Source organism: Modestobacter sp. VKM Ac-2979, from assembly GCF_026967995.1.
GTDB lineage: Bacteria > Actinomycetota > Actinomycetes > Mycobacteriales > Geodermatophilaceae > Modestobacter.
Genome location: NZ_JAPVBO010000002.1, coordinates 561579 through 574395, shown reverse-complemented (window position 1 = coordinate 574395; position 12817 = coordinate 561579). Strand labels below are relative to the sequence as shown.

General features: G+C 74.2%; 14 protein-coding genes. 7 read left to right on the top strand and 7 right to left on the bottom strand.

Going from position 1 to position 12817, the window contains the following annotated elements; all coding sequences use genetic code 11:
• The first annotated feature begins 46 nt into the window (after nt 1-46).
• The 4 genes from O2W15_RS07345 to O2W15_RS07330 are packed head-to-tail and all read left to right on the top strand — an operon-like array spanning nt 47 to nt 4303.
• Nucleotides 47-814: a DeoR/GlpR family DNA-binding transcription regulator gene (locus O2W15_RS07345; RefSeq protein ID WP_036336305.1), complete on the top strand. Its 768-nt coding sequence runs from the start codon at nt 47-49 to the stop codon at nt 812-814.
• Complete coding sequence (locus tag O2W15_RS07340; protein WP_269178933.1) at nt 811-1833, top strand: 1-phosphofructokinase family hexose kinase; 1023 nt, start codon at nt 811-813, stop codon at nt 1831-1833. The genes O2W15_RS07345 and O2W15_RS07340 overlap by 4 nt, the downstream gene beginning before the upstream one ends.
• 20 nt (nt 1834-1853) lie before the next feature.
• Nucleotides 1854-4010 (top strand): PTS fructose transporter subunit IIABC, encoded by a 2157-nt coding sequence (locus O2W15_RS07335; RefSeq protein ID WP_269178932.1) that lies wholly within the window; start codon nt 1854-1856, stop codon nt 4008-4010.
• Between the two features lie 32 nt (nt 4011-4042).
• Nucleotides 4043-4303 (top strand): HPr family phosphocarrier protein, encoded by a 261-nt coding sequence (locus O2W15_RS07330; protein ID WP_269162662.1) that lies wholly within the window; start codon nt 4043-4045, stop codon nt 4301-4303.
• Nucleotides 4304-4384: 81 nt separating this feature from the next.
• On the opposite strand, the gene O2W15_RS07325 is transcribed toward O2W15_RS07330, so the two are convergent.
• The 7 genes from O2W15_RS07325 to pdhA all read right to left on the bottom strand — a co-directional run bounded on the left by O2W15_RS07325 (nt 4385) and on the right by pdhA (nt 11109).
• Nucleotides 4385-5005 carry a flavodoxin family protein gene (locus O2W15_RS07325; RefSeq protein WP_269178931.1) on the bottom strand — a complete coding sequence of 207 codons (621 nt, stop codon included), beginning with the start codon at nt 5003-5005 and terminating at the stop codon, nt 4385-4387.
• 161 nt (nt 5006-5166) lie between these two features.
• Nucleotides 5167-5625, bottom strand: coding sequence for an SRPBCC family protein (locus O2W15_RS07320; protein ID WP_269162660.1), 459 nt, complete (start codon nt 5623-5625; stop codon nt 5167-5169).
• A gap of 114 nt (nt 5626-5739) precedes the next feature.
• On the bottom strand, nt 5740-6210 hold the full coding sequence (locus O2W15_RS07315; RefSeq protein WP_269178930.1) for a hypothetical protein: 471 nt from the start codon (nt 6208-6210) through the stop codon (nt 5740-5742).
• Between the two features lie 81 nt (nt 6211-6291).
• Nucleotides 6292-7488 (bottom strand): AGE family epimerase/isomerase, encoded by a 1197-nt coding sequence (locus tag O2W15_RS07310; RefSeq protein ID WP_269178929.1) that lies wholly within the window; start codon nt 7486-7488, stop codon nt 6292-6294.
• A 2-nt stretch (nt 7489-7490) separates the two neighbouring features.
• The gene (locus O2W15_RS07305; RefSeq protein ID WP_269178928.1) at nt 7491-8996 is read right to left on the bottom strand and encodes a dihydrolipoamide acetyltransferase family protein; all 1506 of its coding nucleotides are present in this window, start codon (nt 8994-8996) and stop codon (nt 7491-7493) included.
• Nucleotides 8996-9973, bottom strand: a complete 978-nt coding sequence (locus O2W15_RS07300; protein WP_269162656.1) for an alpha-ketoacid dehydrogenase subunit beta — start codon at nt 9971-9973, stop codon at nt 8996-8998. Before O2W15_RS07300 ends, O2W15_RS07305 begins: the two co-directional genes overlap by 1 nt.
• Nucleotides 9970-11109: a pyruvate dehydrogenase (acetyl-transferring) E1 component subunit alpha gene (pdhA, locus tag O2W15_RS07295; protein WP_269178927.1), complete on the bottom strand. Its 1140-nt coding sequence runs from the start codon at nt 11107-11109 to the stop codon at nt 9970-9972. The genes O2W15_RS07300 and pdhA overlap by 4 nt, the downstream gene beginning before the upstream one ends.
• A gap of 228 nt (nt 11110-11337) precedes the next feature.
• On the opposite strand from pdhA, the gene O2W15_RS07290 reads away from it, so the two are divergent.
• From O2W15_RS07290 to O2W15_RS07280, 3 genes are read left to right on the top strand one after another with little or no spacing between them, the layout of a single operon-like run.
• Entirely contained in the window at nt 11338-11829 is a 492-nt protein-coding gene (locus O2W15_RS07290; protein WP_269162654.1) for an Lrp/AsnC family transcriptional regulator, read from the top strand.
• Nucleotides 11822-12172 (top strand): hypothetical protein, encoded by a 351-nt coding sequence (locus O2W15_RS07285; protein ID WP_269178926.1) that lies wholly within the window; start codon nt 11822-11824, stop codon nt 12170-12172. The genes O2W15_RS07290 and O2W15_RS07285 overlap by 8 nt, the downstream gene beginning before the upstream one ends.
• Nucleotides 12173-12222: 50 nt before the next feature.
• Nucleotides 12223-12813 carry a hypothetical protein gene (locus O2W15_RS07280; protein WP_269178925.1) on the top strand — a complete coding sequence of 197 codons (591 nt, stop codon included), beginning with the start codon at nt 12223-12225 and terminating at the stop codon, nt 12811-12813.
• The last annotated feature ends 4 nt before the right edge of the window (nt 12814-12817 follow it).

The following is a 12817-nucleotide window of genomic DNA, read 5'->3' as shown; positions in this document are numbered from 1 at the left end:
GGGCATCGGCCCGATCTGTCAGTACAGCGCGACCCCGGGGGTGAGCATGTACGCGGAGGAACGCCAGCAGGCGCTCGCCGGCCTGGTCACCCAGCGCGGCCGGGTCGCCGTCACCGCCGTCGCCGAGCACTTCGGGGTGACCACCGAGACCGTCCGCCGCGACCTCGCCGTCCTCGAGCGTGCCGGGATGCTGCGCCGGGTGCACGGCGGCGCCGTCCCCGTCGGGACGCTGACCGTGGTGGAGCCCGCGCTCGGCGAGCGGCGCGGCACCCGCATCGAGGCCAAGCGCCGCATCGCCACCGCGGCGCTCACGCTCCTGCCACCTGCCAACGGCAGCCTGATCCTGGACGGCGGCAGCTCGACCGCGGCGCTGGCCGAGCTTCTCCCCGGCGACCGGCCGCTGGTGACCGCCACCAACTCGGTGCCGATCGCCGCCCGGCTCTCCGGCTCCCCGGGCATCACCCTGCACGTGCTCGGCGGGCGGGTCCGCGGGATCACCCAGTCCGCCGTCGGGGAGTCCACCCTCGCCGCGCTCACCGACCTGCGGGCCGACGTCGTCTTTCTGGGCACCAACGGGATCAGCGCGGGCTTCGGCTTCACCACGCCCGACGAGGCCGAGGCGGCGGTCAAGCGGGCCATGGCGCGCGCCGGGCAGCGGGTCGTCGTGCTCGGCGACAGCAGCAAGCTCGGCCGCGAGCACCTGGTGCGCTTCGCGGCCATCGAGGACGTCGACGTCCTGGTCACCGACGAGGAGGCCGACCCGGCCGTCGTCGCCGAGCTCGAGCAACAGGGGATCGAGGTGCTCGTCGCATGAGGACGCACTCCGCACCGGGCGGGCGGGTGGTCACGCTGACCGCCAACCCGAGCCTGGACCGGACGCTGGACCTGCCCGGCCCGCTGGACCGCGGCGCGGTGACCCGGTTGGGCGGCAGCCACACCGAACCCGGCGGCAAGGGGGTCAACGTCTCCCGGGCCGTGGCCGCGGCAGGGGCCGAGGTCGTCTCGGTGCTCCCGGCCGCCGACGACGACCCGATCGTCCGCGCCCTCCACGCGCTCGGCCTGCACCTGGCCAGCGTGCCCATCGACACCCCGGTGCGCACCAACTACACGCTCACCGAGCCCGACGGGACGACGAGCAAGCTCAACGAGCCCGGCGCCCGGCTGGACGAGCCGACGCTCGCCGCGCTGCAGCACGCCCTGCTGGAGCACGCCGCCACCGCCAGCTGGGTCGTGCTCTCCGGATCGCTCCCCCCGGGGGTGCCGCGCGACTGGTACGCCACGCTCGTCCGCGCACTCCGCAGCACCGGCGCCCGCATCGCCGTCGACACCTCCGAGGCGCCCCTGCTGGCGCTGCTGGCCGCCGGCCCGGAGTCGGCTCCCGACCTGCTCAAGCCCAACACCGAGGAGCTGGCCCAGCTGGCCGGCGTGCCCGAGGAGGTCGTGACCGGCGACCCCGCGGCCGCGCTGGCCGCGGTCGCCACCCTGCACCAGCGGGGCGTGGCCGAGGTGCTGCTGACCCTCGGTGCCGACGGGGCGCTGCTCTCCACCGCCGACGGCGAGGTCTGGTCGGCCCGCCCGCCGCGGGTCACCGTCCGCAGCACGGTCGGCGCCGGCGACTGCAGCCTCGCCGGGTACCTGCTGGCCGACCTCGCCGGTGCCGCGCCCGCCGATCGGTTGCGGTCGGCGGTGGCCTACGGCGCCGCCAGCGCCGCGCTGCCCGGCTCCGCCGTGCCGACACCCACGCAGGTGGACCCGGCTGCGGTCACCGTCAACGCCGGGCCGCCCGACCACCCGACTCCCGCCGAGGCCGTCCCGGCCGCCGGCGCTCGCTGAGAACACCCGGGGGAACCACCATGTCCGCACTCATCACGACCGAGTTGGTGGCGCTCGACGCCGACCTCGGTCACGACAAGGACGCCGTCGTCCGCCGGCTGGCCGGCCTGGTCGCCGCCAGTGGCCGGGCCACCGGCGCCGACGACCTGCACGCCGACGCGATGGCCCGGGAGGCGAAGGCCGCCACCGGCCTGCCCGGTGGCATCGCCATCCCGCACTGCCGCTCCGCCGCGGTGACCCAGGCGTCGCTCGCCTTCGCCCGGCTGGACCCGAAGGTCGACTTCGGCGCGCCCGACGGCCCGGCCGACCTCGCCTTCCTCATCGCCGCCCCCGAGCACGGCGACGCCGACCACCTGACCCTGCTCACCGCCCTGGCCCGGGCGCTCGTGCGCCCGGAGTTCGTCGCCTCGCTGCGCGCCGCCGGCTCCGCCGACGAGATCGTCGCGCTGGTGCAGGACGTCGTCTCCCCGCCGGAGGCACCGGCCGCTCCGGCCCCGCAGACCACCGGCGGCGCCACCGCCGCCGGGGCGACGGCGCCCACCCCGGCAGCCGAGCCCGCCCCGACGACGGCCGGCCGCAGCATCGTCGCGGTCAGCGCCTGCCCCACCGGCATCGCGCACACGTACATGGCCGCCGACAAGCTCACCGCCGCGGCCAAGGAGATGGGCGTCGAGCTGCACGTGGAGACCCAGGGCTCCTCGGGCTCGACCCCGCTGGACCCGTCGGTGATCAGCCAGGCCACCGCCGTCATCTTCGCCGTCGACGTCGGGGTCAAGGACCGGGACCGCTTCGCCGGCAAGCCGCTGGTGCAGTCCGGGACGAAGCGGGCGATGAACGAGCCCGAGGTGATGATCCGCGAGGCGCTGGCCGTCGCCGACGACCCGAACGGCCGCCGGGTGCCCGGCACGGCCGGGGCCGGGGCGGCGCCCGCGGCGAGCGGTGACCGGCCCAGCACCGGGTCGGAGATCCGCCGCTGGCTGCTCACCGGCGTGAGCTACATGATCCCGTTCGTCGCCGCAGGCGGCCTGCTCATCGCGCTGGGCTTCCTCTTCGCCGGTTACCCGATCGTCAACACCGACCCGACCACGGACGGCGCGCAGAGCTACGCGCTGAACTGGGCGCTCAACAACAACTTCTTCGACCTGCCCGGCGACCCCGGCGTCGACTACCTCCGCGGCGGCCTGCTCGGCTACCTGGGCGCGCTGTTCACCGTGCTCGGCCAGGCTGCGTTCGGCTTCCTCGTCCCGGCGCTGGCCGGCTACATCGCCTACGCCATCGCCGACCGGCCCGGCATCGTGCCCGGCTTCGTCGTCGGTGCTGTCTCGCTCACCGTCGGTGCCGGCTTCCTCGGCGGCCTGGTCGGCGGCATCATCGCCGGCTTCGCCGCGCTGTGGATCAGCCGCTGGAAGCTGCCGACCTTCGCCCGCGGCCTGCAGCCGGTCGTGATCATCCCGCTGCTGGCCACGCTGATCTCCAGCGGCATCATGGTGGTCCTGCTGGGCCGCCCGCTGGCCGCCGCGCTCGAGGGCCTCGGCGACTTCCTCAACGGGCTGACCGGCACCTCGGCGGTCCTGCTCGGGGTCATCCTGGGCCTGATGATGTGCTTCGACCTGGGCGGGCCGGTCAACAAGGCGGCCTACGTCTTCGCCACGACCGGGCTGACCGCCGCCGCCACCAGCGGTCCGCTGGTGATCATGGCCACGGTGATGGCGGCCGGCATGGTGCCGCCGCTGGCGATGGCGCTGTCCAGCACCCTCCTCCGGCCCAGGCTCTACACCCCGGCCGAGCGGGACAACGGCAAGGCGGCCTGGCTGCTGGGCGCCTCGTTCATCTCCGAGGGCGCCATCCCGTTCGCCGCTGCCGACCCGCTGCGGGTCATCCCCTCGATGATGCTCGGCGGAGCGACCACCGGGGCGATCGTCGCCGGGCTGGGGCTGGAGCTCCGCGCCCCGCACGGCGGCGTGTTCGTGTTCTTCGCGATGAGCAACGCCGTCCTGTTCATCCTGGCCGTGCTCATCGGTGCGGCCGTCGGCGGCGTCGCGGTGACCCTGGCCAAGAGCATCGGCCGGAAGCCCGCCGTCCCGGCCGAGGACGCCGACCTGACCACCGACCTGGCCGACGACCCTCGCCCGGCCACTGCCGGGCCGGGGGCCCCCGCCGGCCGTCCGGCACACTGACCACCAGCACGCCGACCAGAAAGAAGGCACTGATGCCCTCCAAGACCGTGACCGTCGGCTCCGCCGTCGGCCTGCACGCCCGTCCGGCCGCCCTCATCGCCGAGGCCGTCTCGAAGTCCGGGGTGCCGGTCACGCTGGCCACTCCCGGCGGGAACCCGATCGACGCCGGCTCGCCGCTGATGATCATGACGCTCGGCGCCAAGCAGGGCACAGAGGTCGTCGTCGACAGCGAGGACGAGGCGGTGCTCGACCGGATCGCCGACATGGTCGCCAGCGACCTCGACGCCGAGTAGGACCTCTCGGCCCTGTTCGAAGGGCCTGAGACGACGACAGCGCCCGCCCCCGGCAGGGGGGCCGGCGCTGTCGTCGGCGGTTCAGGAGGCCGGCGGGTAGGGCGAGGCCTTCAGCAGCCGGGCCAGGTGCGCGGCGTTGCGGGCCACGGTGGCCGTCGTCGTGGCGGTCGCCTCCGGCGTCTCGTCGAGGTCCTGGTAGTCGGTGCCGTGCATCGCCTCGCCGTTCCAGTACGTGGCGCCCTGGGCCGGGACGGTGAAGCCGACGTCGTCCAGCGCCTGGAACAGGTCGGCGCTGATCTTGTGGGCGCCGTCCTCGTTGCCGACGACGGCGACGATGCCGACCTTGCCGAAGGTGTGCGGCCGGCCCTGGTCGTCGGTCTCGGAGATCTCGGCGTCCAGCCGCTCCACGACCCGGTTGGCGACGCTGCTCATCTGCCCGACCCAGGTGGGCGTGGCGATCAGCAGGACGTCGGCGGCCAGGACCTGCTCCCGGATCGACGGCCAGGCGTCGCCGTCGCCCATGTCCACCTCGACGCCGGGCTTGACGTCGTGGTCGACGACCCGGAGCAGCTCACCCTCGACGCCGTGCTCGGCCAGGGCGTCGAGCACCTGGCGGGCGATCAGGTCGGTGCTGGAGGGGGCGGGGGACGGCTTGAGGCTGCAGGTCAGCGCGAGTGCGCGCAGCGGGGTCGCTGTGGTCATGAACCAGGCCATGCCCCATCCGGTCGCGCACTGCACATCGGATCCGGCCCCGGACGAACGCGACGGCGCCCGCCCCCTCGAGCTGAGGGAGCGGGCGCCGTCAGGCCCCGTTCAGAGGCTCGTCCCGAGCCTGCGAGGGATGAGGAGAACGGGGTGTTCCTTCAGCCCTCGCGCGGCACGTCCCCGCGCCAGGCACCGGTCTCGGTGCCGCGGCTCTCGATGAACTCCTTGAAGCGCTTGACGTCGGCGCTGATCTGCCGGTCGTCGACGCCGACCGCCGCCCCGACCTTCTCCACGACGCCGTCGGGCTCCCAGTCGATCTGGACCATCACCCGGGTCGTGGTGTCACTGATCTTGTGGAAGGTGACGACGCCGGCGTGCGACTTGCCGTCGGTGCTCTTCCAGGCCACCCGCTCGTCCGGGTGCTGCTCGGTGATCTCGGCGTCGAACTCGCGCTCGACCCCGCCGATCTTGGTGACCCAGTGGGTGTGCCGGTCGTCGAGCTGGGTGATCCGCTCGACCCCGTTCATGAACTGGGGGAACGTCTCGAACTGGGTCCACTGGTCGTAGACCTGCCGGATCGGCACGTCCACGTCGATCGACTTCTCCACGTTCGCCATGGGGAGCCTCCTCTGCTCAGGGGTCTCGTACGTCCAGTCGCCCCCTACCCGGACGTGCACGATCAACAAACAAGATCCGCAGTTGCCCGGCGCCCCGTCGGAACGGTCGCGCCCTCAGCGCGCGGGGCACCAGCGGGCCGTGAGCACGAGCATCGCCGTGAAGGCGAGCGCGGCGGAGGCGCCCAGGGCCAGCACCAGCCAGCGGAGCCAGTCGAACGACTCGGGCAGGAGCCGGACCGCGAGACCGGGCACGATCGCCAGGAGCCAGGAGGTCGAGGCGATGCCCGCCCAGCGCCGGGCCCGGACGACCTGCGGGTCGTCGGCGACCTCGGGCTCGGCCCAGGCACGCCGCAGGAAGCTCAGCGCAGCCAGCGCACAGACGAGGGCCGAGACCAGGACGAACGCGCTCACCAGGCGGCCGACGCCGTCCTGCACCACCGCGACGGCCAGGAACCCGAGGACGGCGAGCACCGCCACCGTGCCCGCCGTCAGGCCGATGCGACGCCACCGGAGCAGGGTCGGCATCCCCAGCGGCTCCGGGAGTTGCGCGTGCCGGGCGGTGCGGCCGCTCCCTGCTCCGCTCATGGTCCAGCTCCTCCTCGACGGTCACCCCGACGCCGGACGGCGCCGTGATCTTGGTGCACCGTAGCGGGATCCCGCCTCGGATCAGCGCGACGCGAGGACGGCGGCGGCGACGCTGCCCCGCACCGGGCGTCCGGGCAGCAGCAGCATCTGCGCCAGGTGGTACGCGTCCGGCTTGCCCGCCCAGGTGCCGCTGCCCACCGCGCCCTCCGGGGTGAGCTCGTGGTGCCAGCTGCCCACCGCCGGGTCCAGGAACAGCCGGTCCCCCAGCTCCTCCCAGCGCTGCTGCAGCGCCAGTGACTGCGGATCGCCGAGCACGGCGTGGCGGACGGCCGCGGCCGCGATCGCCTCGGTGACCACCCAGTGCATCCGGGCGGCGACCACCGGGCGGTCGTCCCAGTCGAGCGTGTACGGGAAGCCCTCGTGCCCGTCGGCCGCCCAGCCTCGCTCGGCAGCGGCCAGGAACAGCCCGTCGGCGTCGGTGTGCAGCCAGCCGGGCGCCTCCTCGCCCAGCGCCGCAGCCAGGTGCAGGCACAGCCGGGCCCACTCGAACTGGTGGCCCACGGTGACGCCGTACGGGCGGAACGGGTCGGCCGGCCGGTCCCGGTTGAACTCGGGCAACGGCTCCCAGGAGGGGGTGAAGTGCTCGGGCAGCCGCCAGTCCCGCTCCCGGGTCCACTGGTGCACGATCCGCTCCGTCGCCCGCAGCGCGCGGATGCGCAGCCGGGCCGCCGCGCCGGGGTCGATGGGGGCCAGCGCGTCGGCCGCCGCCAGGGTCGACTCGACCCCGTGCATGTTGGCGTTCGCGCCGCGGTAGGCCTCGCTGGTGGCCCAGGTGCGGTCGAACGACTCGGCGGCCAGGCCCTCGTCGTCGTCCCAGAACCGCTGCTCCCAGACCTCCAGCGCCTCCTCCAGCAACGCGCGGCCGCTCGCGATGCCGGCCACGGTGGCGGTCGAGCCGGCGAGCACCACGAAGGCGTGCACGTACGCGGCCTTGGTGTCGTCGTCGGCACCGGCCCCCACCGCGGAGCGCCAGCCGCCGTGCTCGGCGTCGTGCAACGGGCCCTCGCGCAGCGCGGCCACCCCGTGGGCGGCCAGCTCCTCGGCGCCCGGCTCGCCGACGAGCGCGGCGAGGCCGAAGACGTGCGTCATCCGGGCGCTGATCCAGGTCTCCACCGGCTTGCCGGCGAGCACCCGCCCGTCGTCACCGAGGTAACCGAACCCCTCGGGGACCCGGGAGGCGGCGGCGAAGGACAGCAGGGGACCGAGCTGGGTGCGCACGGTCAGAACGTAAGTGCGGTGCCGGGGTCGTGCAGCAGCGCCCCCACGTCGGCCAGGAACCGGGAGCCCAGCTCGCCGTCGACGATCCGGTGGTCGAAGGAGAGCGCCAGCTGGGTGACCTGCCGGGGCACGACCTTGCCCTTGTGCACCCACGGCATCTCCCGGACCGCGCCGAAGGCCAGGATCGCCGACTCGCCGGGGTTCAGGATCGGCGTGCCGGTGTCGATGCCGAAGACGCCGACGTTCGTGATCGTGATCGTGCCGCCGGTCATGTCCGCGGGCTGGGTCTTCCCGGCCCGGGCGGTCTCGGTGAGCTCGCTGAGCGCACCGGCCAGCTCGGCCAGCGACAGCCGGCCGGCGTCCTTGACGTTCGGCACGATCAGGCCCCGCGGCGTGGCGGCGGCGATGCCCAGGTTCACCGTGCCGTGGACGACGATCTCCTGGGCCGCCTCGTCCCAGGAGCTGTTGACCATCGGGTGCCGCTTCGCCGCCAGCAGCAGCGCCTTGGCCACGAACAGCAGCGGGCTGACCTTCACCCCGGCCAGCTCCGGCCGCGCGGACAGGCGCTCGCGCAGCTTCATCGTGCGGGTGATGTCGACGGTGAGGAACTCGGTGACGTGCGGGGCGGTGAACGCGCTGGCCACCATCGCCGCGGCGGTGTGCTTCCGCACCCCCTTGATCGGGATCCGCGTGTCGCCGGCCGCAGCCTCCCGCGACGGCCCTGCCGCGGTCTCCGGCGACGACGGGCCCGCGATGGCCGCGTCGACGTCGGCGCGGGTGATGACGCCGCCGGTGCCGCTGCCGCGGACCGTGGTGAGGTCGACGCCCAGCTCCTTGGCGTACTTGCGCACCGGCGGCTTGGCCAGCGGGCGTGGCGCGCCGCGGCCGGCGGTCGCCGAGGGCGCCGACGTGGTGGGCTCGGCGGGACGGCGGGCCGCCGCTGCTTCGGCCGCACGGGCGGCCTCCAGCCCACCGTGCCGGACCGGCTTGACGGTGGCGTCGGGCGCCGTGGCCAGCAGCGGCGGCCGGTCGCTGCCCGAGCCGTAGTCGGCCTCGGGGAGCACCTGCGGCGCCGTGGCCCGGGCAGCTGCGGCCTCGACCGGCTGCCCCCGGCGGGGACGGCGTTTGGCCTCGGTGCTGCGCGGGCCGTAGCCGACCAGCACCGCCGTCCGGCCGTTGGCGTTGGTCTCCCCGATCAGCCCGGACCCGGTGCTCTCGGCGGCCGGTGCGTCCGCGGCCGGGGCCGGGGCCGCAGCTGCGCCGCCGCCGACGTCGATCGTGATGATCGGCGCGCCGACGTCGACCGTCGTCCCGGCGTCGAACAGCAGCTCGGTCACCGTGCCGGCGAACGGGCTGGGCAGCTCGACGGCGGCCTTCGCCGTCTCCACCTCGCACAGCGGCTGGTTGACGGTGACCGTGTCGCCCACGGCGACCAGCCAGGACAGGATCTCGCCCTCGGTCAGCCCCTCCCCGACGTCGGGCAGCTTGAACTGGCGCAGCTCGGCCATCAGAAGCCCATCGCTCGGTCGACGGCGTCGAGCACGCGGTCGAGGTCGGGGAGGTAGTCCTCTTCCAGCTTCGACGGCGGGTACGGGGTGTCGTACCCACCCACGCGCAGCACCGGCGCCTCCAGCGAGTGGAAGCAGTGCTCGGTCACCCGGGCGGCGATCTCCGCGCCCAGGCCGAGGGTCACCGGCGCCTCGTGCACGACCACGCAGCGACCGGTGCGGCGGACCGACTCGTAGACCGGGTCGAGGTCCAGCGGGGAGAGGGTGCGCAGGTCGACGACCTCCAGCGAGCGACCCTCCTCGGCGACGGCGTCGGCGGCCTGCAGCGCCGTCTTCACCATCGGCCCGTAGGCGAGCACCGTGACGTCGTCCCCGCCGCGGACCACCCGGGAGCCGAACAGCGGGTCGGGACTGCCGTCCGGGTCGACCTCGCCCTTCTCCCAGTACCGCCGCTTGGGCTCGAAGAAGACGACCGGGTCGGGCGAGGCGATCGCCTGCTGGATGCCCCAGTACGCGTCGGCCGGGGTGCTGACCGCGACCACCTTCAGGCCGGCGGTGTGCGCGAAGTAGGCCTCGGGGCTCTCGCTGTGGTGCTCGACCGCACCGATGCCACCACCGAAGGGGATCCGGATGACGATCGGCATCGGCATCCGGCCCCGGGAGCGGGCGTGGATCTTGGCGACCTGGGTGACGATCTGGTTGTAGGCGGGGTAGACGAACCCGTCGAACTGGATCTCGCAGACCGGCCGGTAGCCGCGCATCGCCAGCCCGACCGCGGTGCCGAGGATGCCGGCCTCGGCCAGCGGGGTGTCGACGACGCGGGCCTCGCCGAAGTCCTTCTGCAGGCCGTCGGTGATCCGGAAGACCCCGCCCAGCTTGCCGATGTCCTCCCCCATGAGCACGACCTTGCCGTCGTCCTCCATGGCCTTGCGCAGGCCGAGGTTGAGCGCCTTGCCGATGGTCAGCGTCTCGGTCACTGCTCCCCCTCAAACGAGGCGTGATAGGCCACGAACTCCTCGCGCTGGCGGACCAGCTCGGGGGTCTGCTCCGCGTAGACGTGGTCGAACATCTCGGTGCCGGCCGGGTCGGGCATCTCCAGCGTGCCCTTCCGGATCCGGGCGGCCAGCTCGTCGCCCTCGGCGTCGACCCCGGTGAAGAAGTCGGCGTCGGCGATGCCGGCGCGGGACAGGTGCGCCTTGAGCCGGGCGATCGGGTCGCGCAGCTTCCACTCCTCCAGCTCGCTGGCCAACCGGTAGCGGGTCGGGTCGTCGGAGGTGGTGTGCGCGCCCATCCGGTAGGTGAACGCCTCGATGAAGGTGGGGCCGGAGCCCTCGCGGGCGGCGGCGAGGGCCGCCCGGGTCACGGCGAGGACGGCGAGGACGTCGTTGCCGTCGACCCGCACGCCGGGGAACCCGAACCCGGCGGCGCGCTGGTACAGCGGTACCCGGGACTGCCGCTCGATCGGCGCGCTGATCGCGTACTGGTTGTTCTGGCAGAAGAAGACGACGGGGGCGGTGAAGGACGACGCCCAGATCATCGCCTCGTTGACCTCGCCCTGGCTGGTCGCCCCGTCACCGAGGAAGGCCAGCACCGCGCTCTCCGCGCCGTCGCGCTGCACGCCCATCGCGTAGCCGGTGGCGTGCAGGGTCTGCGCGCCGATGACGACGGTGTAGAGGTTGAAGCTGTGGGCGACCGGGTCCCAGCCGCCCTGGTCGACGCCGCGGAACAGGCTCATCACGTGCAGCGGGTCGACGCCCCGGGTCCAGGCGACGCCGTGCTCCCGGTAGGTCGGGAAGGCCATGTCCCCCTCGGCGAGCGCCCGGCCGGCGCCCACCTGGGCCGCCTCCTGGCCGAGCAGCGAGGCCCAGATGCCGAGCTCGCCCTGTCGCTGCAGGGCGGTCGCCTCGACGTCCCACCGGCGGACGAGAGCGAGGTCGCGGTAGAGGCCGCGCAGCTCCTCCTCCGAGATGTCCAGGCCGTAGTCGGGATGCTCGACCCGCTCGCCCTCGGGGGTCAGCAGCTGGACCAGGTCCGGTTGGCCCGGCAGGTGCGGCGCTCCGGCGCCCGGTACGGGATCGACCACCTCGGTGGTCTTCTGCTGCAAAGCAGTCACGCCACTCTCCTCGCCGTCTGGCCTTGCCGCCTCGACGGAGCCCGGGGTCACCGGAGCGCCCGTCGCTGGACGTCCACGCGGCGCCGGGGTGTGGCGCCACTCACACATGGTGGCACGCCGGGCCGTGTGTGGAGAAGATCACTCTGCAGCCGATCTGCGCAACCACCTCCGTCGCCGTTGCGCAGAAAGGGCACTGACTGACCGCCCTCCCATGTCAGACTGAGCAACGTGCCCGCCCTGGACGCCACCGACGCGCGGTTGCTGCTCGCCCTCTCCGAGGACCCCCGGGCCACCGTCCTCGCGCTCTCCCAGCGGCTCGGCCTGGCCCGCAACACCGTCCAGGCGCGGCTGGCCCGGCTCGAGTCCAACGGCGTCCTGGACCCCTTCGAGCGCCGGGTGCGACCCGAAGCGCTGGGCTACCGGCTGGGCGCCTACGTCACCGTGCAGGTCGTCCAGCGCAGCCTCGCCGACGTCGGGGAGGCGCTGGCCGCGATCCCCGAGGTGCTGGAGGTCATCGGGCTCTCCGGGGTCGCCGACCTGCTCGTCCAGGTGGTCGCCGTCGACGCCGACGACCTGTGGCGGATCACCGAGCAGGTGCTGGCGATCCCCGGCGTCCAGCGCACGGACACGAACCTGGCGTTGCGCCGGTTCGTCGACCACCGGATGACCCCGCTGCTGGAACGCGCCGCCGGGTCCCTGCCGGTCACCGACGATGGCTGACGACGCGGTGGGCCGAGAGATCGTCGACCTGTTCGTCCGCAAGCTCGACAGCCAGGGGACGCCGGTCTCCCGCGGAGCGGACCGGGACGAGGTGGTCGTCGTGGTCGACGGACGGACCCACCGGCTGTGGATCGACCCCGGGAGGGTGCACGTCGACGAGGACGCCGAGCTGCTCTGGGGCCCCGGCGTCAGCGCGGTGGAGTCCACGGCCCGGCTGATGCTGGTGCACTGGGACGAGTCGCTGGCCGCTCGGGAGCCGCACCCCACCGGCTGGTGGACCCACCAGGGCGGCGGCTTCGACCCCGAGCCGCCCTGGAAGGCCCACCGGATGCGGCGCCGGTGAGCCCCGTCGGCGAGACCTGACCGAGATCCTGCGGGAGCATGCTCCCGGCCATGTCCAGGACGACGACGCTGGTCGCGGTGGTCCTGGCCGCCGTGGCGCTCGTGTTCACCGGCTGGGTCCTGGCGACCCCGGCGTCGGCGTGCAGCTGTGCGGGACTGGCCACCCCCGAGCAGTTCGAGCGGGCCGACGTCGTCTTCGCCGGGCACCTGGTCTCCCGCGAGGTGAACGGCGGGGCGAGCAGCAGCGACCCCGCCCTGCACGTGTTCGCCGTGGACGCGGTGTTCAAGGGCACGGCGCACGCCCGGCAGGGCGTCGTCTCGGCCGCCTCGGGCGCCAGCTGCGGCCTGGAGCTGGCTGGTGACGGACCGTTCCTGGTCTTCGCCGGCGGGCAGGACGGCGGCCCCCACCGCGCCGACCTCTGTGGCGGCACCGCGCCGGCCGCGCCAGAGCTGGTCGCCGAGGTCCGGGCGCTGAGCGCGGCGGAGGGCGCCGCCGTCGCAGTCGACCCGCTGCCCGGCGCCGCCGGCACCGAGCTGCGGTCCGCGCCGCAGTCCTGGGCCGGCGTGCTGGTCGTCGCAGGCGCGGGCCTCGCCCTCCTCACCGGCCTGCTGGCGCGCCGGTCGCGGCACCGCCGCGGCTGATCGG